This is a genomic window from Allobosea sp. OK403 (genome assembly GCF_900113835.1).
In the GTDB taxonomy this organism is placed as follows: domain Bacteria; phylum Pseudomonadota; class Alphaproteobacteria; order Rhizobiales; family Beijerinckiaceae; genus Allobosea.
In genome coordinates this window covers 202,376-225,769 of record NZ_FOQV01000005.1, presented here as the reverse complement: position 1 = coordinate 225,769, position 23,394 = coordinate 202,376, and the positions used below count along the sequence as shown (strand labels likewise).

Annotated in this window: 17 protein-coding genes; 6 read left to right on the top strand and 11 right to left on the bottom strand. The window is 65.9% G+C overall.

Annotated features, from left to right (window positions below; translation table 11 throughout):
- Positions 1 to 151 precede the first annotated feature (151 nt).
- From hpaH to BMZ97_RS19005, 3 genes are all read left to right on the top strand, one after another.
- Positions 152 to 934 (top strand): 2-oxo-hept-4-ene-1,7-dioate hydratase, encoded by a 783-nt coding sequence (hpaH, locus tag BMZ97_RS19015; RefSeq protein WP_092173349.1) that lies wholly within the window; start codon positions 152 to 154, stop codon positions 932 to 934.
- 8 nt (positions 935 to 942) lie between these two features.
- Entirely contained in the window at positions 943 to 1,725 is a 783-nt protein-coding gene (gene hpaI / locus BMZ97_RS19010) for a 4-hydroxy-2-oxoheptanedioate aldolase (protein ID WP_092173033.1), read from the top strand.
- 521 nt (positions 1,726 to 2,246) lie between these two features.
- A complete protein-coding gene (locus BMZ97_RS19005) occupies positions 2,247 to 2,819 on the top strand; it encodes a GNAT family N-acetyltransferase (protein ID WP_092173031.1) in 573 nt (190 codons plus the stop codon).
- 196 nt (positions 2,820 to 3,015) lie between these two features.
- Here BMZ97_RS19005 and gyrB read toward each other — a convergent pair whose 3' ends face one another.
- The 9 genes from gyrB to BMZ97_RS18960 all read right to left on the bottom strand — a co-directional run bounded on the left by gyrB (position 3,016) and on the right by BMZ97_RS18960 (position 17,068).
- Positions 3,016 to 5,436, bottom strand: a complete 2,421-nt coding sequence (gene gyrB, locus BMZ97_RS19000) for a DNA topoisomerase (ATP-hydrolyzing) subunit B (protein ID WP_092173346.1) — start codon at positions 5,434 to 5,436, stop codon at positions 3,016 to 3,018.
- A 121-nt stretch (positions 5,437 to 5,557) separates the two neighbouring features.
- The gene (gene recQ / locus BMZ97_RS18995; protein ID WP_092173028.1) at positions 5,558 to 7,393 is read right to left on the bottom strand and encodes a DNA helicase RecQ; all 1,836 of its coding nucleotides are present in this window, start codon (positions 7,391 to 7,393) and stop codon (positions 5,558 to 5,560) included.
- Positions 7,394 to 7,506: 113 nt separating this feature from the next.
- A complete protein-coding gene (locus tag BMZ97_RS18990) occupies positions 7,507 to 8,814 on the bottom strand; it encodes a methyl-accepting chemotaxis protein (RefSeq protein WP_175525619.1) in 1,308 nt (435 codons plus the stop codon).
- Positions 8,815 to 9,187: 373 nt separating this feature from the next.
- A complete protein-coding gene (gene recF, locus BMZ97_RS18985) occupies positions 9,188 to 10,315 on the bottom strand; it encodes a DNA replication/repair protein RecF (protein ID WP_092173023.1) in 1,128 nt (375 codons plus the stop codon).
- A 129-nt stretch (positions 10,316 to 10,444) separates the two neighbouring features.
- A complete protein-coding gene (dnaN, locus tag BMZ97_RS18980) occupies positions 10,445 to 11,560 on the bottom strand; it encodes a DNA polymerase III subunit beta (protein WP_092173020.1) in 1,116 nt (371 codons plus the stop codon).
- A 152-nt stretch (positions 11,561 to 11,712) separates the two neighbouring features.
- On the bottom strand, positions 11,713 to 13,236 hold the full coding sequence (gene dnaA, locus BMZ97_RS18975) for a chromosomal replication initiator protein DnaA (RefSeq protein WP_092173017.1): 1,524 nt from the start codon (positions 13,234 to 13,236) through the stop codon (positions 11,713 to 11,715).
- Positions 13,237 to 14,029: 793 nt separating this feature from the next.
- Entirely contained in the window at positions 14,030 to 14,296 is a 267-nt protein-coding gene (gene rpsT, locus BMZ97_RS18970; protein WP_092173014.1) for a 30S ribosomal protein S20, read from the bottom strand.
- A gap of 183 nt (positions 14,297 to 14,479) precedes the next feature.
- On the bottom strand, positions 14,480 to 15,469 hold the full coding sequence (locus BMZ97_RS18965; protein WP_092173011.1) for a threo-3-hydroxy-L-aspartate ammonia-lyase: 990 nt from the start codon (positions 15,467 to 15,469) through the stop codon (positions 14,480 to 14,482).
- Between the two features lie 192 nt (positions 15,470 to 15,661).
- Positions 15,662 to 17,068, bottom strand: coding sequence for a sodium:proton antiporter (locus tag BMZ97_RS18960; protein ID WP_244546501.1), 1,407 nt, complete (start codon positions 17,066 to 17,068; stop codon positions 15,662 to 15,664).
- Between the two features lie 174 nt (positions 17,069 to 17,242).
- Between BMZ97_RS18960 and BMZ97_RS18955 the strand changes: the two genes are divergently transcribed.
- Together BMZ97_RS18955 and BMZ97_RS18950 are read left to right on the top strand one after the other, a co-directional pair.
- Complete coding sequence (locus BMZ97_RS18955; RefSeq protein WP_092173005.1) at positions 17,243 to 17,722, top strand: hypothetical protein; 480 nt, start codon at positions 17,243 to 17,245, stop codon at positions 17,720 to 17,722.
- 229 nt (positions 17,723 to 17,951) lie between these two features.
- On the top strand, positions 17,952 to 18,740 hold the full coding sequence (locus tag BMZ97_RS18950) for a class II glutamine amidotransferase (protein WP_092173002.1): 789 nt from the start codon (positions 17,952 to 17,954) through the stop codon (positions 18,738 to 18,740).
- 40 nt (positions 18,741 to 18,780) lie between these two features.
- Here BMZ97_RS18950 and BMZ97_RS18945 read toward each other — a convergent pair whose 3' ends face one another.
- Entirely contained in the window at positions 18,781 to 19,614 is an 834-nt protein-coding gene (locus tag BMZ97_RS18945) for a hypothetical protein (protein WP_092173344.1), read from the bottom strand.
- A 213-nt stretch (positions 19,615 to 19,827) separates the two neighbouring features.
- Between BMZ97_RS18945 and hrpB the strand changes: the two genes are divergently transcribed.
- On the top strand, positions 19,828 to 22,335 hold the full coding sequence (hrpB, locus tag BMZ97_RS18940) for an ATP-dependent helicase HrpB (RefSeq protein WP_092172999.1): 2,508 nt from the start codon (positions 19,828 to 19,830) through the stop codon (positions 22,333 to 22,335).
- 146 nt (positions 22,336 to 22,481) lie between these two features.
- On the opposite strand, the gene BMZ97_RS18935 is transcribed toward hrpB, so the two are convergent.
- Positions 22,482 to 23,297, bottom strand: coding sequence for a DUF1194 domain-containing protein (locus tag BMZ97_RS18935; protein WP_092173341.1), 816 nt, complete (start codon positions 23,295 to 23,297; stop codon positions 22,482 to 22,484).
- Positions 23,298 to 23,394 lie beyond the last annotated feature (97 nt).

Sequence of the window (23,394 nt, the reverse complement as noted above, 5' to 3'; positions counted from 1 at the left end):
CACCCCCACATTCCGCAAGCCGGCCCGGCCAGAGCGTTTTCGAGCGAAGTGGCCACCGATTCGCGTGACGACGACCCGTAAAAGCAAAGAGCTGGAGCGATTGAACGATCCAATCGGACCGGACAATGCCCTGGCCGCACAGGAGACCATCATGCTGACCGAAGGCGAGCGCCAACAGGGCGCCGACGCATTGCTCCAGGCTGAGCGCACGCGCCAGGCGATTCCCCAACTCAGCAAGACCTATCCCGGCATCGAGATCGAGGACGCCTACCGCATCCAGGGTCTCTGGGCGCAGGCGCGAATCGCCAATGGCGCCCGCATGGTCGGGCACAAGATCGGCCTGACCTCGCGCGCCATGCAGATGGCGTCGAAGATGACGGAGCCCGATTATGGCTGCATCCTCGACGACGCGCTCTACAATGACGGCGCCCGGATCAAGGCCGGCGACTTCATCAAGCCGCGCCTGGAAGTCGAACTCGCTTTCGTCATGGGGCAGGACCTGGAAGGCCCGGGTGCGCGCATCTACGACGTCATGCGCGCCACGGAGATGGTGCTGCCGGCGCTCGAAATCATCGATTACCGCACCGAGGTTCCACGCGCGATCACCGACACCATCGCCGACAATGCGGCCTTCGGGGCGATCGTGGTCGGTGGACGGCCGATCCGCCCGATGGATGTCGATATCCGCTGGATCGGCGCGACGCTGTCGAAGAACGGCATCATCGAGGAATCCGGCGTCTCGGCCGCGATCATGGGCCACCCCGCCGCCGGCATTGCCTGGCTCGTCAACAAATTGCACGCTGTCGGAACGGGGTTGAGGAAAGGCGAGATCGTGCTCGCCGGCTCCTTCACCCGGCCGGTCGACATCGCAGCCGGCGACGTCATCCAAGCCGATTACGGTCCGCTCGGCGCCATCGGCGTCTCGTTCAGTTGAGGTTCGCCATGGAACTCCCGCCCAATCTCTTCAAGCGCGCTCTGAATGAGGGCCGCTCGCAGATCGGCCTGTGGTGCAGCCTGCCCGGCAGCTATGCGGCCGAAGCGGTCGCGGGCTCCGGCTTCGACTGGCTCCTGCTCGATACCGAGCATTCACCCGGCGATCCGCTGACCGTGCTGGCGCAGCTCCAGGCGGTCGCGCCCTATCCGGTCTCGGCGGTGGTGCGGCCAGCCAGCAACGACGTCGTGCTGATCAAGCGCTTGCTCGATTTCGGCGCGCAGACCCTGCTGATCCCCTATGTCCAGAATGCCGAGGAGGCGCGGGCCGCGGTCTCGGCGATGCGCTATCCGCCCGACGGCATCAGGGGCGTCTCGGGCGTGACGCGGGCGACCCGCTTCGGCCGCGTCGCGGATTACGGCCGACGCGCCCATGAGGAGCTCTGCCTGCTCGTGCAGATCGAGACCGACGAGGCGCTCGACCAATTGGAGGCGATCGCCTCGGTCGATGGCGTCGACGGCGTCTTCATCGGCCCGGCCGATCTGGCGGCGAGCCTCGGCCATGTCGGCCAGCCCGGCCACCCGGAGGTAAAGGCGCTGATCGAGAAGGCGATCGGCCGCATCAAGGCCTGCGGCAAGCCTGCCGGCATCCTGACGCCCGACAACGCCTTCGCCGCACGCTGCATCGAGCTCGGCACTACCTTCACCGCAGTGGGCGTCGATGCGGCGATGCTGGTCCGGGCGAGCGAAGCGCTCTGCGAGCAGTTCAAGCGCCCGCCTGGCGCGCGAGGCTGAAACGGAATCGCTTCTGCCTCGACATGAGAAGCAGCAGGTAAACGCGACTCTCCGTGTGAAAATTCACCCGGCTTACCCATGGGCTTGGCGGCCCATCGACCTGTGCATCACTGGCTTGCCAAAGCGCATCAGTGCCTCGATCGAATGACGCAGGCGAAGCCTGACTCGGCCCTTCATCGCCCGATATGGGACGAGCGGATAGCTGGCCGTCTCCGCTTGCATGCGCGCGGCGAGCGCGGGCAGTGGGCTTCTGCCTCAGGGAGATTACGAGGACATGCAGCCTCCGGCAGCCCCTTTTGAGCGGCAGCTCACGTCTTGGAAACAGGCCAGAACACAGCCATTTTGAATACATGGCCGCCACCGGATTGATCTCGCTCAATCCCAACCCAGGCCGATTACAGTATTACTGAAAAAGGTTCGAGACCGTGCGCTCGGCAGGACCGGCCGGACATGGCTGATTACTTGTCGCCAGGGTCGGCCGATTTCTTGGAAGCGCTCGGGCGCCCGTGAAGGAGAAAGATATGAAGCCGGCTGACTGGAGCTGCGACATCACCACGCGAACGGGTTTAACATTTCACCTGCGTCCGGCTCGTCTCGAAGACGAAGCAGGCCTGGCGGAGTTCTTCAGCCATGTCACGCCGGACGACCTGCGCTTTCGATTTCTCGCCAGTGTGCGCGAAGTGAGCCATGATCGCCTCGTCGCCATGACGCATATCGACCATCGGCAGACCGAGAACTTTCTCGCCTTTGCCGAAGACCGAAAGACGATCATCGCCACAGCCATGCTGGCTTGCGATCCCGCCTTGGAGAAAGGCGAGGTGGCGATCTCGATCCGCGCCGAATACAAGCACCGAGGCGTAGGCTGGGAGCTGCTTCGCCATGTTTCCAAATTTGCCGAGGCAAAAGGCGTCAAGACGATCGAGTCAGTGGAAAACCGCCAGAATCACGAGGCTATCGACCTCGAGCGGGAGCAAGGCTTCGTTGCGGTGAGCTATCCCGACGATGTGGCCCTGGTGCTGATCCGAAAGCAACTTAACCCTTCGGCAGGACTTGCAGACAGCACCATCGAACTCCCTCTGGCAGAGGCTAATTGAGTCGCCTGCGCTACCAGGCGCGATCTCCTTGCCGCATGGCCGGAGATCGCAGCCTTTGAGGGTGACTAGAGCATTTTCGAGCGAAGTGGACACCGGTTCGCGTGAAGAAAATGCGATAAAACAAATAGTTAGAGTATTTTCGCGATTCGGAGAAACGCGGAAATGCTCTAGGTCGACCGCGTAGGATCAACGCGGCTCAGGTATCGACCGTCGCGGTCAGGGCGTTGCTCTGGATGAACTCGCGACGCGGCTCCACGACATCGCCCATCAGCTTGACGAAGAGATCGTCAGCCTCGTCGTTCTGGTCGTTCTTGACGCGCAGCAGCGAGCGCGCTTCGCGGTCGAGCGTGGTTTCCCAGAGCTGTTCCGGGTTCATCTCGCCGAGGCCTTTGTAGCGCTGCAGCGAGACGCCCTTCTTGCCAATGGCAGTCACGGCGTCGAACAGGTCTGTCGGGCCATTGACGGCATGGTCATCGCCCTTGCGGCTGAGCAGGCCGGGCTTGGCATAGGCCTCCTGCAGCGAGGCGCTCGACGCATCGAGCTTGCGTGCCTCTGCGCTGGCGAGCAGGCCGGCATCGATCGCTGCGACCTGCTTCACGCCGCGCACCATACGCGAGAACAGGAAGCCGCCATCGGCGACCTTGCCCTCCCAGCCGCGCTCAAGATCGTCGGAGATCGCATCGAGACGCGCCGCAACGACGGCCGCCTTCTCGTTGGCCTGCGCTTCGCTGTCCTCGGAGAAGGGATGGAGCGCACCGGCGATCGCCATCTGCTCGACGACGCGGCGGTCATAACGCGAATGCAATTGCCCAAGGGTGAAGCGGATGCCGCGCGCCTCCTCGATCAGGCCGCGCAGATCGGAGCCGGCCCGCTCGGCGCTATCGCTCGTCTTGAAGACCGCGCCGTCGAGCGCGGTTTCGACGAGATAATCCTCAAGCGCGCGCTCATCCTTGAGATAGGTCTGCGATTTGCCGCGCGCCGCCTTGTAGAGCGGCGGCTGGGCGATGAAGAGATGCCCGCGCTCGATCACCTCCGGCATCTGCCGGTAGAAGAAGGTCAAGAGCAGGGTGCGAATGTGGGAGCCGTCCACGTCCGCGTCGGTCATGATGATGATCTTGTGGTAGCGCAGCTTCTCGATATTGAACTCTTCGCGAATGCCGGCACCGAGCGCAATGATCAGCGTGCCGACCTGCTCGGAGGAGAGCATCTTGTCGACGCGCGCCCGCTCGACATTGAGGATCTTGCCGCGCAAGGGCAGCACGGCCTGGTATTCGCGGGCCCGGCCCTGCTTGGCTGAGCCACCGGCCGAGTCACCCTCGACGATGAAGAGTTCGGATTTGGCTGGATCGCGTTCCTGGCAGTCGGCGAGTTTGCCCGGGAGTGAGGCGATGTCGAGCGCGCCCTTGCGGCGGGTGAGGTCGCGCGCCTTGCGGGCCGCCTCGCGCGCGGCTGCGGCTTCGGCGACCTTGCCGACGATCAGCCTGGCCTCGGGCGGGTGCTCTTCGAGCCAGGTCGAGAGCGCCTGGTTGACGACGTTCTCGACGACGGGGCGCACCTCCGAGGAGACCAGCTTGTCCTTGGTCTGCGACGAGAATTTCGGGTCGGGTACCTTGACCGAGACGATTGCGGTCAGACCCTCGCGGCAATCATCGCCGGTGAGCGCGACCTTCTCCTTCTTCAGGATGCCCGAGGTCTCGGCATAGCCGGTGATCTGGCGCGTCAGCGCGGCACGGAAGCCGGCGAGATGGGTGCCGCCGTCACGCTGCGGGATGTTGTTGGTGAAGCAGAGCACGTTCTCGTGGTAGCTGTCGTTCCACCACAGCGCGACATCGACGGTGATGCCATCCTTTTCGGCCGAGAGCATCACCGGCTTGGTGATGATCGCGGTCTTGGCCCGGTCGAGATAGCGCACGAAGGCCTCGACGCCGCCCTCATACATCAACTCCTCGCGCACCACCTCGGCATGGCGGGCGTCGGTCAGGACGATGCGGACGCCCGAATTCAGGAAGGCGAGCTCGCGCAAGCGATGTTCGAGCGTCTTGTAGTCGAACTCGATCATGGTGAAGGTTTCTTGGGACGGGGTGAAGGTCACCTCCGTGCCGCGCTTGTTGCCGGCCGGCCCCGCGACCGCGAGCGGTGCCACCGCATCGCCATGGCGGAACTCCATGAAATGCTCCTGGCCGCCGCGCCAGATGCGCAGCTTCAGCGAGACCGAGAGCGCGTTCACCACGGAGACGCCGACGCCGTGCAGGCCGCCCGAGACCTTGTAGGAGTTCTGGTCGAACTTACCGCCGGCATGGAGCTGGGTCATGATGACCTCGGCCGCCGAGATGCCTTCCTCGCTGTGGATATTGGTCGGGATGCCGCGGCCATTATCGGTGACGGTGACCGAGCCCTCGGCGTTCAGCGTGACGGTGACGAGGTCGGCATGGCCGGCCAGCGCCTCGTCGATCGCATTGTCGACCACCTCATAGACCATGTGATGCAGGCCCGAGCCGTCATCGGTGTCGCCGATATACATGCCAGGGCGCTTGCGCACCGCATCCAAGCCTTTGAGAACCTTGATAGAATCGGCGCCATAGGCGGCATCTTCAAGGTCGCGGGCAGCATCGCTCATGTCGTGGTCCTTCGGCGGAGGCGCGGGCATCCGCGATCGTCTTGATTCGTATGGCCGAATATAGGGGGTAATGACGGCTTTTTCACGCGTGTACGCGTGCGTGCGCGAGTCTTTGAGGCTATCAGCCCGCGAACCCCGCGATCGCCTCCAGGAAGGCCTCGCCATATTGCGCGAGCTTCCGCTCGCCGACGCCTTCGATCGCGCGCATCGCCTCGAGGCCGAGCGGCCGCTCGCGCGCCATCGCGATCAGGGTGCGGTCGGTGAAGATGATGTAGGCCGCGACGCCCTCCTCGCGGGCGATCGACAGGCGCAGCTGCCTGAGATGCTCGAACAACCCGGCCGTGCCCTCGTCGAGCCCGTCGGCGCGGGCCGCCTCGCGCCCGGCGCGGCGCGTACGGCGATCGGCATGGAGATCGGCCCGAAGCGCGATCGCCTCGCGACCGAACAGGATATCTTCGCCCCTCGGAGTCAGGCAGAAGCCGCCATGCTCGATGCTGGCCTCAGCCAGGGCACCGGCGGCGAAGAGTTTTCGCGTCAATGCGGTCCAGGCGCTCTTGGGCTTGTCCTGGCCGACACCGAAGGTCTTCAGCCCGTCATGGTTCTGGCGGCGGATGGTCTCGGACATGGTGCCGGTCAGGATGTCGGCGAGATGACCCGCGCCGAAGCGCTGGCCCGAGCGCGCCACCGCCGAGAGCAGCTTTCGCGCATCGAGCGTAGCATCGGTCAATTCGGCCTCGCCGCCGCAGAGATCACAGCGGATCGGCGCGTTACCATGGCGGCAGGTTTGCGTCTCCTCGCCGAAATAGGCGAGCAGCGCGCTCCTGCGGCAAAGCGCGGATTCGCACAGGTCGATCATGGCGTTCAGGCGCTTGTGCTCGATCCGGCGGCGCTCGTCCTCGACCGCCTTCTCGTCGATCTGGCGGCGGCGCAGCGCCATGTCCTCGATGCCGTAGAGGGTCAGCGTGTCGGCCGGCAGGCCATCGCGCCCGGCGCGGCCGATCTCCTGGTAATAGCTCTCGATCGAGCCCGGCATGTCGGCATGGACGACGAAGCGGACATCGGGCTTGTTGATGCCCATGCCGAAGGCGATGGTGGCGCAGACGACGACGCCGTCCTCCTGCAGGAAGATGTCCTGATTGCGGTTGCGCAGGCCCTGCTCCATGCCCGCATGATAGGGCAGCGCGTTGTAGCCCTTCTCGCGCAGGCCCTCGCTCAAACGCTCGGTGCGGCCACGCGAGGAGCAGTAGACGATGCCGCTGCCGCCACGATGGCGCGTCAGGAACTCGGCGATCTGGCGCTTGGGCTGGTCCTTGGGCGCGAAGGCGAGCTTCAGATTCGGGCGGTCGAAGGAGTGGATGACGCTGTGCGGCGGCTTGGGGAAGAGCTGCTGGGCGATGTCCTCACGCGTCTGCCGGTCGGCAGTCGCGGTCAGGGCCGTCACCGGCACGCCGCCCAAGGCCTCGCGCGCCTTGGCGAGCAGGCGGTATTCAGGGCGAAAATCATGGCCCCATTGCGAGACGCAATGCGCCTCGTCGATGGCGAGCCGGGTCACGCCGAGCCGGCGCAGGCGCGAGACCAGCCCCTCACCCGCCAAGCGCTCGGGCGAAACAAAGAGCAGACGCAGTTCGCCGGCATTGAGCTTGTTCCAGGCCTCGGCGGCCTCCGTTTCGCTGTTCATCGAATTGAGCGAGGCAGCGGCGACGCCGGCCCGCGTCAATTGCCCGACCTGGTCGCGCATCAGCGCGATCAATGGCGAGACCACCAGCGTCAAACCACCCGCGACCAGCGCCGGTAGCTGATAGCACATCGATTTGCCCGAACCCGTCGGCATCACGGCGAAGACGTCTTCGCCGGCAAGGGCGGCCGCGATCACCTCCCATTGGCCGGGACGGAATTCGTCATAGCCGAAGACGGATTTGAGGATCGCGCGGGCGTCTGATTCGCGGGATTGCGGCATGACCAGTGGTGTGCCCGACCGCCGCGCGGATTGCCAGCGTCAGGACTGCCCGGCCAACAGATGAAGCGCGGCCTTGCCGCATCCCGTCCCATCGCATTGCGTGGTCTGATCGATCAGACCGCTTCGCGCACGACCGCGTGATGCCTGTCGGCACGAACCTGCGCGACCTCGCCAAGGAAGACGGCGATCGAGCTTTCGAGTTCCTGGGCCAGTCGGGAGGTTGCTTTTATGCGTTCGTCAGTGTGGTAAGCAAGCGCCGCAGCCTCTCCGGCGAGCCCCTCGACCAGCGCCGCATGGCGGGCGATTGCATCGACCCCGAGCGACGAGGCTTCGGCCTGGGCGGCGATGGCTTCGATGCGCCCGGCCTGACCGGCTGCGGATTCGGCCACAAGGCGGGCGCTGGCCTGCATCGCTTGCATGGTGCTGCCGAGCTGGGCAACGGCTTCATCGATGGCGAGACTCGCGTTGACCACTTCGTCGATGCCCTGACGAATGGTCGCCGTCGCGCTGTTGGTCGCAGTCGCGAGGGATTTCACCTCAGCGGCGACAACCGCAAAGCCGCGCCCGGCCTCGCCCGCGCGCGCGGCCTCGATGGTGGCATTGAGCGCCAGCAGATTGGTTTGCGCCGCGAGATTACGGATCAGTTCGACCACGCTGCCGATACGGCCATTGGCCTGCCGGAGCATGGCGACATTGCTGGCAATCCCCTCGCAGCCCGCCCCGGCCTCATCCGCGGCCCGGCTGGACGTTGCGGTCTCGACCGTGATCTCGGCGCAGGACGCGCCGAAGGCACGCGTGGCGGAGACGATCTCGGCCACGGAGGCCGCGACCTGCTCGGGCTTGCGCTGGGTCTCGGCCACCGCCGACAGGGTTTCACCGGCCTTGGCCGACAGCTCGCTGGAGAACCCGGAAATGTCGCCCATGCTGACCTCGATCGCCGAGATGCGCTCGGCGATGCCGCTCCGAAATGCCTGTTCGACCAGCTTGAGGCGCTCGCCCGTCTGCAAGTCGATCGCCTCGTCGAAACGGGCGATCGAGTAGGCAATGTCGGTCAGCATCAATTTGCAGAACACGCGCAGCGCTTCGTCGACCGGCCCCCAGCGCCGCTTCCAGCGCGAGAAAATGACTGACAGAAAGTTCGAGAAATCCTCAAGGAAGAACAGCGGATAGTCCGCCAACGTGATGTCGTGCTGGTTGGCCCGGCTGACGATGCGCCGCTTGGCGGCAATGTAATCAGCATCGAATTGCAGAGCAAAAAGCAGCCGGTATTTGGCCTGTTCGTCACGATGGAGCTGGCGATCCTGGTTAAGCTTGTCGCGGCCGAAGGTCGACGTGTAAAGCTTCTCGATCGAGGCATCGAAATACGGCCCGAGGAGCGCGAGCAGACGGCTCGCAATCTCCTTCTCCGACGCAGAGAACATGTTCGGGGATGGCTGCATGGGCCATGATACTGGCACCGAATGGTTAACCGCCCATCAACCATGAGGCGCGGTCCCAGCCAGCATGACGATGGCTTTGCCGTATCCGCAGACAGGTCATAAGAGCATTTCCTCCACGCAAACCGGTGTCCACTTCGCTCGCAAATGCTCGAGAACTGAGATGTGCGCACGTCCCTGTAGGCGAGGACGTTCCCCAAAGCGCAATCATCCCAGAACGAGCAGAGCGATCGAACAGCTCAGCCGAAGAATCAATTGCCCGGGCGGATTCGCAAACAAACGTCTGCCCCGCGAAATGATGGCGTTATCCCATAACCGGTTGGCCAGCGACTCGCACAATTTGTGCTGCTGGTCTCGATCACGCCATGGGCAACGCCCGGCCGGCCTCAACTCTGATCCGCTGGGAACCACCCGGCAGGCCGATGAACAGCGCCGGGTCGGCGCCGGTCATCCAGACCTGGCAGCCGAGCGCGAGCAGGGCGTCATAGAGCGCCGCCCGCCGGCGCGGATCGAGATGGGCGGCGATCTCGTCCAGCAGCACAAGCGGGGCAATGCCGCTCATCGCCGCGACCAGCCTGGCATGGGCGAGCACGAGGCCGATCAGGAGCGCCTTCTGCTCGCCGGTGGAACCCAGCTCGGCGGGGATGTCCTTGGGCGCATGGCGGACTTCGAGATCCGAGGCCTGCGGCCCGATCAGCGTTCGCCCGGCGGCGCGGTCGCGGGCCCGGCCCTGGCGCAGCAAGGCCCGGTAGGCGTCCTCCGCATCGAGCGCCGGCAGCTGCGCCACCAGAGCGTCGAGTTCGCCCGCCAGCGCCAGCGCCGCATGGGGGAAGGGTGAGGCGTCGTCGCGGGTCTCGGCGATGATCGCGCTCAATCGCGCCACCGTCTCGGCGCGGGCGGCGGCGACCGCCACGCCGAGTTCGGCGACCTCGCGCTCGACGGCGTCGAGCCACTGCGTCTGATGCGGCGTCTCCTCGAGGATGCGGTTGCGCGAGCGCAGGGCGCGCTCCAGCGCGTTCGAGCGGGTCGCATGCGTCGGGTCGACCGCCAGCACCAGCCGATCGAGGAAGCGGCGGCGGTCGCCGGCGGCGCCTCTGAACAGCCCGTCGACATCCGGCGTCAGCCAGACCAGGCGCAGATGCTCGCTGAAGGCCAGCGCCGAGCCGACCGGGACACCATCTATGCGCGAGAGGCGGCTGCGTTTGCCCTCACCGTCGCGCTCGCTCAGCCCCATGCCCAGGCGCGGCCCGTCATCGGCGAGCGCGATCGAGACGGCAAAGGAGCTCGGTCCGCCCTGGCGCGCCATGTCGGCGAGATCGACGCGGCGCAGGCCGCGCCCGGGAGCGAACAGCGAAAGCGCCTCCAGCAGATTGGTCTTGCCTGCTCCGTTCTCGCCGACAAGCGCAACGATTTGGCCCTCGATCGTCAGATCGAGGGCCTCATAGGAACGGAAATCCTGGAGGATCAGGCGCGCGACGGCGGTCACGGCACCGAACGCTGGCTCGATCGCGTCGCATTCGGACGGCAGCGTCCGAATGCGAAGAACGTGATCGATTCTAAAAGCTTAGAGCATTGCGCATGCGAAAAACCGGTACCCACTTTTTCGCGCAAGGCTCTAAACCCGCATCGGCATCAGCACATAGAGCGCAGACGCGCCTTCGCGATCCTGGATCACGGTCGGCGAGCCGGGGTCGGCCAGCTTGAGCAGGGCCGTGTCGCCATCGAGCTGGGCGGCGATATCCATGAGATAGCGGGCATTGAAGCCGATATCGAGCGGGCTCGCATCATAATCGACCTCGATCTCCTCGGTCGCCGAGCCGGAATCGGGATTGGTGACCGAGAGCGTCATGCGGCCATCGGCCATGGAGAGCTTCACGGCCCGGCCGCGCTCGGAGGAGATCGTCGAGACACGGTCGACCGAGGCTGCGAAATCGCCCTTGTCGACGGTCAATCGCTTGTCGTTGCCGCTGGGGATGACGCGCTGATAATCCGGGAAGGTGCCGTCGATCAGCTTCGAGGTCAGCACCACGGCCTGGGTCGCGACGCGGATCTTGGTCGCGGACAATTCGATCGCCACTTCGGTCTCGCCATCCTCCAGCAGCTTCTGGATTTCGGAGACGGCCTTGCGCGGGATGATGACGCCCGGCATGCCGGCAGCGCCTGCAGGCGCTGCGGTGTCGACGCGGGCGAGGCGGTGGCCGTCAGTGGCGACCGCGCGCAGCAGGCTGCGGCCCTCGACATCGAGCGTGTGGAGATAGATGCCGTTCAGATAATAGCGCGTCTCCTCGGTCGAGATCGCGAACTGCGTCTTGTCGATCAGGCGCTTGAACTCGCCGGCCGGAAGCACGAAGCGATGCGCCATCTCACCGGCCGTGATGTCCGGGAAGTCGCTTTCCGGCAAGGTCTGGAGCTGGAAGCGCGAGCGACCCGAGCGCAAGGTCAGCCCGGTCTCGCCAGTCGTCTCGAGCGAGACCTGCGCGCCGTCGGGCAGCTTGCGGACGATATCGTACAGCGTATGGGCCGGGACGGTCGTCGCGCCGGGCTCGGCGACATCGGCGGCGATCGTTTCCACGACCTCGATATCGAGGTCGGTCGCCTTGAGCCTCAGGCCGGCCTCCGCTCCGCTGAGCAGCAGGTTCGACAGGATCGGGATCGTGTTGCGCCGCTCCACCACGCGATGCACGTGGCCCAGCGACTTCAGCAGCGTGGAACGTTCGACCGTGACCTTCATATCTCTTAGTCTTCTGGCGTGATTGCGCCCGGGCCAAGGAAGCGCGGGCGGCGGAATGGCCCGCGACATTGCCGGAGGCGCGCCACCGGCGCAAGGGCAGGCGCGCCGGCAATCACAATCAAAGCGGGCGGAGGGGCTTCAATGCCCGCGGCTCACTCCTGCAGCATGCGCTTCAAGAGATCGACCTCGTCATGGAGCATGCGATCCTCGGTGATCGCCTTCTCGATCTTGCGCACCGCATGCAGCACCGTGGTGTGGTCGCGCCCGCCGAAACGGCGGCCGATCTCGGGCAAGGAACGCGGGGTCAGCGCCTTGGAGAGATACATCGCGATCTGGCGCGGCTTCACCACCGCCGCCGTCCGCCGCTCCGAAAGGATATCGGCCCGGCTGACATTGTAGCGCGTCGCGACCAGCTTCTGGATGTCCTCGATCTTGACGCGGCGCGGCTCGCGGGTCCGCACCAGATCGCGGATCGCGGCCTCGGCCGTCTCCAGGGTGACCGCCTGGCCAGACAGCGTGGCATGGGCGAGCAAGCGGTTGGCGGCACCGTCGAGATCGCGGCCATTGGTGGCGACGACGCAAGCGACATAGGCGACGACATCGGGGTTGACGTGGAAATTCGGATGGGCGGCGTGCAGCGCCGCCAACCGGCCGCCGAGGATCTTGCCGCGCAGCGTCTCGTCGAGATCGCCGACCTCGACCACGAGTCCGCCGCCCAGGCGCGAGCGGATGCGCTCGTCCAGGGCCTCGAGGTCATTGGCGAGCCTGTCACCAGCCACGACGATCTGCTTGCCAGCGTCGATCAGCGCGTTGATCGTATGGCCGAATTCCTGCTGGATCGACTTGCCCTGGATGAACTGCACATCATCGACCACGAGCAGGTCGATGCCGCGCAGCTTCTCCTTGAAGGCGAGCGCGGTCTGCGATTTCAGCGCGGCGACGAAGCCGTACATGAACCGGTCGGCGGTGAAATAGGCGACGCGCTTGCCCTGGCGGCGCGCTTCCTGGGCGATTGCCTGCAGCAGATGCGTCTTGCCCAAGCCGACGCCGGCATGGAGGTAGAGCGGGTTGTAGGGCGTCGATCCGGCAGGAGCCGCAGCGATGCGCTCGGCAGCCGCGAAAGCGAGCTGGTTGGACTTGCCGACGATGAAATTCTCAAAGGTCAGGCGCCGGTCGAGCACCGTCCCGCAAGCGTCGACGATGTCGCGCTCGCACGGCGTCGCGGCCTCACCATGACGGACCTCGGCGGAAGCTGCTGCGGGCGTAGCCACCGCAGAGCGCGGACGCGCGGCGACCATCTCCCGCACCGGGGCCGGCGCACTGTCACGCGATACCTGGCGGACGGACAGGATGACACCATTCACGGCGCCGAGTTCGGCCTGGCAATTGACCTGAAGGCGCTCGGCGTAATGCGCCTCGAGCCAGCTCTTCAGAAAACGGGTCGGCACGGTCAGATAGGCGACGCTGTCGACGAGCCCGCCGATCTCGACGCGGGCGAACCAGCTCGAGAACACGTCCTCGCCAAGCTCCGCACGCAAGCGGCGGCGAACGCGGTCCCAGGCCTCCCCGAGCGAACCCTGCAGGGGGGCTATCGTCTCCGTGATCGTGGCCGCAACCAAAGGAAGCGGCGCCGCCACTGCCTCGATCGCTTCCACCGTCTCCTGCCGTTCAAACATGTGTGTTGCCCCATTCTTGAAAAAATTGGCGCGCGTGAGCGAGACCCGCCGCAATGCGGCAGCCTCGCCGGCGCTACTGTCCGGTCGATAGATCAGGCTTCCCGCGAACGCTGCGCGCTCGCAGGGGGCCTGCCTTCGCTCCTGTCGATTACGCTTGGAAAGCCCGCCGCGAGACGAGGCCGCACTTCATCTCAACCTGACAAGACAAAGAGCCGCATCCTCCAACCCCCCTTAGGTCGCGAGCCAAAACACCCTCATTTCTTATGAAAATCCCCGGTGGCCATTGCTGTCCGCCCGGCGATGAAATGACCTTACAGGGCGCTCTCGAAAGGGATCAACATCCCCTTCAGCCGGCTTCCGAGAGTCGAGGCCCGAAAGGGGTACCCTGACCTACCGGCATTCATCACGCAATTGGTTGTGGAACTTAAGATTTTCTTTACGGATGCCCCATGCCGCCGGAGGCGAATCTTTTTTTTCCAAATGCGCGATCCGCCCGGGGAGAGTCCGAGGGAATCCCGAGGACTAAATCCTTTGCCCGCTAAACTCATGAAAAATAAGCGCTTTCGCTGCGCGGTCAAAAGCGCCGAAGAGGCCGATTTTGCGCCCTCAGAGCGCCCCCGGAGTCAACCCCGCAAAGCCGTGGAAAGATTGCAGAATCCTGCTGACAAGCGATCCGAATCAATCATTCGCGCGTTGTAGCAGCCGGGTCACAGCCCGGTTTGCAGCCAACGAAAAAACCCGGCCTCACGGCCGGGTTTTTCAGTCGAAAATCCGCTCTGCAGAGTAGCGAAAATCAGGAGGCGAGAGCACCAACCCGATGCGCCAGGCGCGAGACCTTCCGGGACGCCGTATTCTTGTGAACGATGCCCTTCTGAGCAGCCCGCATGATCTCCGGCTGGGCAGCCTTCAGAGCGTCGGCAGCGGCGCTCTTGTCGCCGGAGGCGATCGCCTCCTCGACCTTGCGCAGGAAGGTGCGCATGCGCGAGCGGCGCGCCTTATTGACCTCGGTGCGACGCGCGATCTTGCGCGTGGCCTTCTTGGCCGACGTCGTATTGGCCATCGAAACGTCCTCGTTCTCATCGCGTCCGTTCGCCTCAGGCTATATGCCTGGCGGGGTCGGACCGCGACCGTGATGGAAAATGCGTGGGCGGCGGCCATTGCTTGCGCGGACCGTCGCGAGAGGCAGGCGTATAGTCGCTGCCGCGCCCGGCGTCAACGCCGGAATGCCCCGCGACCGCAGGTTTTAACCAGCCGGCGCGATGAAACGGGCAAAGCTCGCCAGATCGACGTTGCCGCCGCTCAAAATCACGCCGACGCGCTTGCCCGCGACCGGCACCGCACCGGTGAATGCGGCGGCGGCAGCCAGGCATCCGGTCGGCTCGACCACGAGCTTCATCCGCTCGGCGAAGAAACGCATCGCGTCGATCAGAGCGGCGTCGCTGACGGTGACGATGTCTTCGACCAGGGCCTGGATGATCGGAAAGGTGAGATCGCCCAGGAAGGCGGTCTGCGCGCCGTCGGCGATCGTCTTGGGCACCGCAATCTTGACGATCTTGCCGGAGCGGAAGGATTGCTGGCCGTCATTGCCGGCCTCGGGCTCGACGCCGAAGACACGGCAGCCCGGATTCAACGCCTTGGCGGCCAAAGCCGCTCCAGCCAGCAGGCCGCCGCCGCCGAGGCAGACCAGCAGGATGTCGAGGGGGCCGGCATCCTCGATAAGCTCCTTGGTCGCCGTGCCCTGCCCGGCGATGACATGAGGGTGGTCGTAGGGCGGGATCACCGTCAGGCCGCGCTCGGCCGCGAGCCTGCCGCCGATCACCAGGCGGTCCTGGCTGTAGCGGTCATAGCGCACGATCTCGCCGCCATAGGCCTGGGTCGCCTCGACCTTCGCCACCGGCGCATCCTCCGGCATGATGATCGTGGTGGGCACGCCGAGCAGCTTGCCCGCCAGCGCAATCGCCTGGGCGTGATTACCCGAGGAATAGGTCACGACGCCGGCGCGCTTCTGCTCCGGCGACAATGCGGCGATCGCATTATAGCCGCCGCGGAACTTGAAGGCGCCCATGCGCTGCAGGTTCTCGGCCTTGAAGACGAGGCTGGCGTCAGTGCGCCTGTTGGCGGTGGCCGAGGTCAGAACCGGGGTATGATGGGCGACGCCCCTGATGCGCACTGCTGCCGCCTCGACATCGGCATAGGTCGGCAGGGAGGGCTTGCTGGCGGCGGCGTCGGTCATGGAAGTGCATCCTGCGGCGTGATCGTCTCAACCCTATCTGCCAGCACAGGCAGCCAGGCTTCAAGTCAGAGACGGTGACATCAGCCATGCGTGGCGTTGATCAACGTGCAAGCCGCGATGCAAGCGGCCGGGAATCCGAGGCCCCCGGCAAGAGATGCGCGGATCAAGCCCGAGCCTGACGAGATCGCCGCTTCACCTGAAGAAAATCAGCGTCTGCAGCAGAAACAGCGGGATCAGGATCGCGCCTGACCAGAGCATGTAGCCGAAGAAGCTCGGCATCGCGACCTTCCGGTCCTTGGCGATGGCATAGACCATGAAGTTCGGCGCGTTGCCGATATAGCTGTTGGCGCCCATGAAGACCGCGCCGGCCGAGATCGCCGTCAGCGTCAGTGCACCCGTCGTCATCAACGCCTTGGGATCGCCGCCGGCGAGCTCGAAGAAGACGAGATAGGTCGGCGCGTTGTCGAGGAAAGAGGACAGCGCCCCGGTCAGCCAGAAATAGGCGATGTTGTTGGGCGTGCCATCGGCATGGCTGACCAGCGCGACCAGCGGCGCGAAGGCTCCGTTCCGGCCCGCCTGCAGCATTGCCAGCACCGGGATGATGCAGATGAAGATGCCGGCGAAGAGTTTCGCGACCTCCTTGATCGGCCCCCAGCTGAATTCATTGCCGGCGCGCACCGGACCCGGCGTCAGCTTCAGCGAAAGCCCCGCCAGCGCGAGCAGGATGACGTCGCGCGCCAGGTTCTGCCATTCCACCGCGATGCCGTGCACGGTGAAGGCGATGCCCGGCTTCCAGCCTGCCGACATCAGGATGGCGAGGATGACGCCGCCCAGCAGGGCAATGTTGATCTTGCCATAGAGCTTGATGTCGCGGTCCGGCGTCGGATCCTTGAGCGGCGGCAGGCCCTCCTCCTTGCGGTAGAACCAGCTGTCGAGCGCATAGAACAGCGCCAGCAGCACGATGACGGCAAAGCCGGTCTCCGGCAGCAGATGCGTGGTCGTCCAGAAGAAGCTCACCCCGCGCAGGAAGCCAAGGAACAGCGGCGGGTCGCCGAGCGGCGTCAGCGAGCCGCCGATATTCGAGACCAGGAAGATGAAGAACACGACGACATGGACGTTGAAGCGCCGCGCATCATTGGCGCGCAGGATCGGGCGGATCATGATGATCGAAGCGCCCGTGGTGCCGACGAAACTCGCCATCAGCGTGCCGATCGCCAGAAGGACCGTGTTGGTCGCGGGCGTGCCGTGCAGATTACCCATGATCAGGATGCCGCCGGCGATCGTGAACAGGGCGAAGAGCAGGATGATGAAGGGGATATAGTCGAGCAGCCCGGTATGGAGGAGCGCGCCCAGCGCCGGGTCGAAGCCGCGCGACAGAACCAGCGGCGCCAGCACCAGCACCGACCAGAAAGCAGCGAACTTGCCGTAGTTCCGCTCCCAGAAATGCGGAAACAGCACGGGGCCGAGCGCGATCGAGAGCAGCATGCCGGCGAAAGGCAGAGCCCAGGCCGCTCCCATCGTCGCGCCGCCGATATCGCCTGCGGCCAGCGCCGCGCTGGAGATCAGGCATAGCGCGAGCACCGCGCCGGTTCGTGTCAGAAAGCTCACTAAGGCCATCCCCCGCCCGCTTTTCGCGTGGTTGTCATCATCATCAATGCCTAGAGACTGTTATGGACTGTAGCTGGTTAGACGAGGAGCGAAAGCCTAGCAACCGAGGGCCAAATCAGTATAGGCCCGGTTGACGCAACGAGAGACGACGAGGGGATTTCGAGGATGCGAGCGCTTCTGCCAGTTCTGCTGGCCCTTATCTTCGTCCCGGCCCTGGCCAGTCCGGTCTTGGCCCAGGTCTCGGTCGCCGAGATCAGGGCCCAGATCTTCCTCGAACGCTCCGGCAAGCTCTCGGATAATCTCATTGGCGCCAACAAGTCGCTGCACAACACGGTCATCGGTGAGGGCGATGCCGGCGAGCCGGCAGATGCGGTTCTGGTGACATTGGTGTTCACCGGCGCAAAGAACACCAAATCCTCCGACAAGATCGCCCGCGACCTTGCCTCCATCACGGTCAAGCAGCGGACCAGGACCGGCGAGAAGACCCTGCTGCGGCGCGTTTATGGCGGGTTCCTGTTCGGCGAGAGCGGGCGCATCCACAAGGCCTTCCTGCTCGACAACGCGACCTGCGCGCCGCTCGATATCGAGGTCAAGGTCGGCCGCAGCGCCAAGAGCGCGAAGCTCGATTTCACCTGCGGCGAGTAGCCCGTCGTCATTCCGTGCCAGCCGCGGCACGGCGCGATGCCGTGCAGATGCGGGGCCGTCGTCAGGATGGGGCGCCCTCTCGTCTCGCGGTTCCGCATCCGCGCGAAGGCACTGCGCGCCGCAGCGCGTGCGGAATGACCCGCATTGGTCGATTGTTATGCCGGCATTCATCCCTGTAGAATAATCTCCTCCTAGCGGCATCCCGGCCGCGACCGATTCGGGACCGATCATGTGCCGTTTCCTTGCCTATTCAGGCGCGCCAGTCTTTCTTGAGGATCTCGTCGCGGCGCCCTGCCATTCGCTGATCCATCAGTCGCTCCATGCCGAGGAAACCAAGACCGGTACGAATGGCGACGGTTTCGGCGTCGGCTGGTATGGCGACAGGCGCGAGCCCGGGCTCTACCGGGAGGTCAGGCCCGCCTGGGCGGATGAAAACCTGCTCTCGATCGCGCGCCAGGTCCGCTCGCATCTGTTCTTCGCCCATGTCCGCGCCGCGACCGGCACTGCGACAACGCGGGCCAATTGCCACCCCTTCGCCCATGGCCACCACCTCTTCATGCATAACGGCCAGATCGGCGGCTACGGCCTGATCCGCCGCAAACTGGAGAGCCTGATTCCGGATGCGCTCTATGGCGTCCGCGTCGGCACGACCGATTCCGAGGCGATCTTCCTGCTCACCCTGGCCCGCATGGCCGAGGGAATGGCGCCTGGCGAAGCGCTGGCCTGGGCACTGGGCGAAGCGCTCGCCCTGATGCAGCAGGCCGGCATTCGCGAGCCCCTGCGCTGCGCTGCGGCGCTTGCCGATGGTGACAGCGTCCATGCCGTGCGCTGGTCCTCCGACCCCAAGCCGCCGACGCTCTATCTCTGCGACCGCGGCAACAGCGTCATCATCGCCTCCGAGCCGGTCGATGCCGCGCGCGATTGCTGGCAGGCGCTGCCGGCCAACACGCTGGTCACGGTGCGAACTGGCGCGGTCGTGCTGTCGCCCTTCGAGGTCGGGCTGAAGCAGGCCGCCTGAGGCGGAGATACCCGCCAAAGCGGGCTGTCTGCGTTCGAAACTAGGCCGGAAGCCTGACGATCCCATAGGGATTGAATTTGAATTCGTCCTCGTCATAGGTCGATGCGAATGACAGGCTCGCCTTGCGCTCGCGCAGCGTCGCCTCCAGCCCGCGCTTCGCGATCTCGTCGGCGACCTCGTCCATGAGCGCGACGACCGCCCGTTCGCTGCCCAGCGACTTCGGCGCATAGACCTCCGGCAGAGCGACGAGGTGAAAGCCGACGCTTTCCAGATAGCCCTTGGCCTCCAGCGGGCGTTTCGCGAAGGCCAGGCGGCAGATCCGGCCGAGCGCCAGCTTGTCGCCGGCTTCGCGTGCCATTTGCGCCTGCGCCGCCAGCTCCTGCCAGCGCGCCAGCCCATGCGCGATCCCGGCGCTTTCCCCTTTGACGGCCACCGCTCCGGCCTGGATGAGCCGTTGCACCAACAGCAAGGCGGTGGCGGAGGTCTCGACGGCCGTCTCGGCCGTCATTTGCGGCCCCATCACATAAAGCACCGAGCCATGCTCCGCGACGGCCCGCTCGTCCGAGGCCGTCCAGGCATTGGGCTGCACGCGGTCCCAGCACACCGCAAATGACCGCTCCATCCGGTCATCCGCCTCATCCTGGGAATAATCCGTGTCGATGCTGAAGCCCTTGGGCCCAGTGCCGATCACGTTGCGGGCGGCTTCGGACAACCGCGCCAGATCATGCGCGCGGCCGAGAAAACACAGGACATGGCGCGGCATGACGGAGGGTTGGGGCGTCGCGGGAATGGGCTTCGGTTCGCCGGCACGGGACGAGCCGCCCAGCGCCAGCGCGCCGATGAACCACATGAAGCCGCGACGAATGAGGCTCACATACATCTGATTTCTTGCATCTGATCTCTCGGAAGATGGGACGCACGTGGCGCCAGGCTGATGGTGCGATCCTGCCAAATCCCGCCGGCCCTGGGCAATCCCTTCCTGCTGCATGCAACCCCGATTGAGCACCAGGCCTTGCTGGAAACTCGGGCGCCGCATTCCGCTCAGAGGCTTGCGCTTCCCGTCTCGGCGCGCCACAGGCGAGGCGTCATGCGCGCCTTCGACACGAAGCTCCCCATCGATACCGTCTTGGACGAGCTCGCAGCCTCGCTGCGGGCGCGATCCAACGCCGTCCTCGTCGCGCCGCCCGGCGCGGGCAAGACCACGCGCGTGCCGCTCGCCTTGCTCGACGAGCCCTGGGCGAAGGGCGGCAAGCTGATCCTGCTGGAGCCGCGCCGGCTCGCAGCGCGCGGGGCCGCCAACCGCATGGCGCAGACGCTGGGCGAGCGCGTTGGCGAGACGGTCGGCCTGCGCGTCCGGCTCGGCTCCAGGATCGGCCCGAAAACCCGCATCGAGGTCGTCACCGAGGGCGTCTTCGCCCGGATGATCCTCGACGATCCCGGGCTCGACGGCGTAGCGGCCGTGCTCTTCGACGAGTTCCACGAACGCTCGCTCGATGCCGATTTCGGCCTGGCGCTGGCGCTCGATGCGCAGGCGGGCCTGCGCGAGGATCTGCGCATCCTAGTGATGTCGGCGACGCTCGACGGCGCCCGCGTCGCGCGACTGCTCGGCGAAGCACCGGTGATCGAGAGCCAGGGGCGGGCCTTTCCGGTCGAGACGCGCTATCGCGGCCGCGATCCGCTGAAGCGCATCGAGGACCAGGTCACGGAAGCCGTGCTTCTGGCACTGAACGAGCAGGCGGGCTCGCTGCTCGTCTTCCTGCCCGGGCAGGGCGAGATCCGTCGTGTCGAGGAGCGCCTGCGCGAGCGCATCCGCGAGGCTTCCGTCGAGATCACGCCGCTCTATGGCGCGCTCGACCAGGCCGAGCAGGACCGCGCCGTGCTGCCTGCGCCCAAGGGCCACCGCAAGGTCGTATTGGCGACCGCCATCGCCGAGACCTCGCTGACGATCGAGGGCGTGCGCGTGGTGATCGATTCAGGCCTTGCCCGCGTGCCGGTCTACGAGCCCGATATCGGCGTGACCCGATTGGAGACGCGCCGCGTCAGCCGCGCGGCGGCAGACCAGCGTCGCGGCCGCGCCGGGCGCACCGAGCCCGGCATCTGCTACCGGCTCTGGGAGGAGGCCGGCACCGGCGCGCTGGAGGCCTTCGCACGGCCCGAAATCCTCTCCGCCGACCTTGCCCCCCTGCTGCTCGATTGCGCCGCCTGGGGGGTGACCGACCCGACGAGCCTCGCCTTCCTCGATACGCCGCCCGCACCGGCCCTGAAGGAGGCGCGCGCCCTGCTGACGACGCTGCACGCGCTCGACGGCGATGGCCGCATCACGCCCGAGGGCAAGGCGCTCCAGGCGCTGCCCCTGCCGCCCCGGCTGGCGCGCATGGTCGTGGCAGCCGCGGGCTTCGGCCAGGCGAGCTCGGCCGCCGAGCTCGCCGCGCTGCTGGTCGAGCGTGGGTTGGGCGGCGATGCGATCGATCTGGCCGAGCGCCTGGAGCGTCTCGGTCGCGAGCGCGGCGGCCGCGCTGCGGATATGCGCCGGCTGGCCGAAGGCTGGGCGCGCGACGCGGAGAAAGCGAAACCGAAGCGGCGAGAGCTGGCACTGTCGCCGGGCCTTCTGCTGGCGCTGGCCTATCCTGACCGCATCGCCAGAGCACGCAGCGCGGGCTCCGGCCAGTACCTGCTCGCCAATGGCCGCGGCGCGGCGCTGGAGCCCTCCCAGCGGCTGGCGCGCGAGCCCTGGCTCGTGGTGGCGGAGGTGACCGGGGCCGCCCAGCAGGCGCGTATCATGGCGGCTGTGGCGATCACGGAGGCGGAGATCCTCTGGCTCGCGGGCGAGGGGCTCGCGCCTTTCACGATCGAGGAGCGCAGCGAGGTCACGTTCGAGCGGGCCGCGCGCGCGCTGCGTGTCCGCGCCGTCAGGCGCTATGGCGCGCTGCTGCTGGCCGAACGGCCCTTGCCGGTCGACGCGTCACTGGACAACGCCACGGCGCTGGCCGGGGGCATCGCAGCGCTCGGCATCGGGCTCCTGCCCTGGACAAAGGCGCAAGTGCAATTGCGCGAGCGCGTCGCTTTCCTGCGCACGGCGATGATGGCCTCGGGCGGCGACAATCCCTGGCCCGACCTGACGGATGAGGGCCTGGGGCTCGATGTCGCGACTTGGCTCGCGCCGCATCTTCTGGGGCGCTCATCGCTTGCGGCGATCCAGGCCTCCGATCTCGACGCGGCGCTGACCGAGCTTTTGCCCTGGGATCTGAAACGCCGGCTCGATGCCGAGGCTCCGACACATTTCGTCGCGCCGACGGGTTCCAACCTCGCGGTCGACTATGCCGCCGAGGCCGGCCCGACGATCTCGGTGCGGGTGCAGGAGCTCTTCGGGCTCGCCGTCCACCCGGCGCTGGCCGGCGGGCGCGTGCCGCTGGTGCTGGAATTGCTCTCGCCGGGGCACAAGCCCATCCAGATCACCCGAGACTTGCCTGGCTTCTGGCGCGGCTCATGGTCAGCGGTGAAGTCCGAGATGAAGGGCCGCTATCCGCGCCATCCCTGGCCGGATGATCCGGCCGCCGCTCCGCCGACGACAAGGGCGAAGCCGCGCGGGACTTGAGGCTCTGCCGTCATGCTCGCCCTTGTGGCGAGTATCCATGTCTTGAACACAAGCCTGGATCAGCGAAGACGTGGATGGTCGGGACAAGCCCGACCATGACGCAAGTCCGACCACGACGACGGAGTAGAATTCCCGCGTGTCGCTGTTCAATTCCCCATTCGGTCGCGCCATTGCCGCTCGCCTGCCAGGCAGTTCGGGTTCTGGCCCGTCGACTGCGCCTTCTGGACGAGCGCCTCGCCATCACGCGGCATCTCGGCGATCTCGCGCACCAGCTTGGTCCGCGTCGCATCGACGAATTGATGGCGCTCACGAATCGGGATCACGAAGGCGCCGATGCCGGTGACCACGCAGTCCTTGTAGTAGACGTCGAGGTTTTCGATATCGAAATAGCCCCCCTGCTTCAGCATGATCGGCAGGCCGTTGATGTTGATGCCCTTGGCGGCGGCTTCATCGCGTGCGCCGGTGACAGGGCGCCCGTCATTGTTGGCGCCGTCGCCGGAGATGTCGATGACCCGGCGCATCGCCGTAACGTTGGACTTTTCCAGAAGCGCCATGCCGAGGTCGATCGCCCCTGAGATCGAGGTGCGCCGGCCGCGCCGCGTCGGCGCCTCGCCCAGCTCCTCGGCGAAGGCCAGCGCCGATTGCGGCGTGTCGATGATCGTCCAGGACTTGACGATGTGCTGGAAGTCGGTGCCGGCCCATTCGAAATAGGTCACGGCGATCTTGCCGATCGCCCCCTTGGCGATGGCGTTATGCAGCTCCTTGGAGCGGAAGGCCTCGATATAGCCGTTTCGCTGCAAGGCGAGCTCGTCGATATCCATCGAATAGGACACGTCGAGCGCCAGGACGAGCGCGACATCGACCTCCTCAGTCGGTGCGGCGGGTTGCTGCGCCTTGGGCGCCGTACCGGTCAACAGACCCGCCGCCGTGAGACTCAAGAGACCGAACAGCCAACGCCGCATCGCCACCTCCGTCATCCTATCGTGACGGCAGTGTGCGCTTCGTATCAACTCCCGCCAAGGCCGAAAGCTGGGCAGGCTCAGTCGCTTATTATCGCAT

Bases quoted from the DNA above. Each gene is read 5' to 3' on its own strand.
- BMZ97_RS18950 (WP_092173002.1), top strand. From the start codon at position 17,952: ATGTGCCGTTTCCTTGCCTATTCAGGCGCGCCAGTCTTTCTTGAGGAT.
- hpaI (WP_092173033.1), top strand. From the start codon at position 943: ATGGAACTCCCGCCCAATCTCTTCAAGCGCGCTCTGAATGAGGGCCGC.
- gyrB (WP_092173346.1), bottom strand. From the start codon at position 5,436: ATGAGCGATGCTGCCCGCGACCTTGAAGATGCCGCCTATGGCGCCGAT.
- BMZ97_RS19005 (WP_092173031.1), top strand. From the start codon at position 2,247: ATGAAGCCGGCTGACTGGAGCTGCGACATCACCACGCGAACGGGTTTA.
- BMZ97_RS18935 (WP_092173341.1), bottom strand. From the start codon at position 23,297: ATGCGGCGTTGGCTGTTCGGTCTCTTGAGTCTCACGGCGGCGGGTCTG.
- dnaN (WP_092173020.1), bottom strand. From the start codon at position 11,560: ATGAAGGTCACGGTCGAACGTTCCACGCTGCTGAAGTCGCTGGGCCAC.
- BMZ97_RS18990 (WP_175525619.1), bottom strand. From the start codon at position 8,814: ATGTTCTCTGCGTCGGAGAAGGAGATTGCGAGCCGTCTGCTCGCGCTC.
- rpsT (WP_092173014.1), bottom strand. From the start codon at position 14,296: ATGGCCAATACGACGTCGGCCAAGAAGGCCACGCGCAAGATCGCGCGT.
- hpaH (WP_092173349.1), top strand. From the start codon at position 152: ATGCTGACCGAAGGCGAGCGCCAACAGGGCGCCGACGCATTGCTCCAG.
- hrpB (WP_092172999.1), top strand. From the start codon at position 19,828: ATGCGCGCCTTCGACACGAAGCTCCCCATCGATACCGTCTTGGACGAG.
- BMZ97_RS18955 (WP_092173005.1), top strand. From the start codon at position 17,243: ATGCGAGCGCTTCTGCCAGTTCTGCTGGCCCTTATCTTCGTCCCGGCC.
- BMZ97_RS18965 (WP_092173011.1), bottom strand. From the start codon at position 15,469: ATGACCGACGCCGCCGCCAGCAAGCCCTCCCTGCCGACCTATGCCGAT.
- recQ (WP_092173028.1), bottom strand. From the start codon at position 7,393: ATGCCGCAATCCCGCGAATCAGACGCCCGCGCGATCCTCAAATCCGTC.
- dnaA (WP_092173017.1), bottom strand. From the start codon at position 13,236: ATGTTTGAACGGCAGGAGACGGTGGAAGCGATCGAGGCAGTGGCGGCG.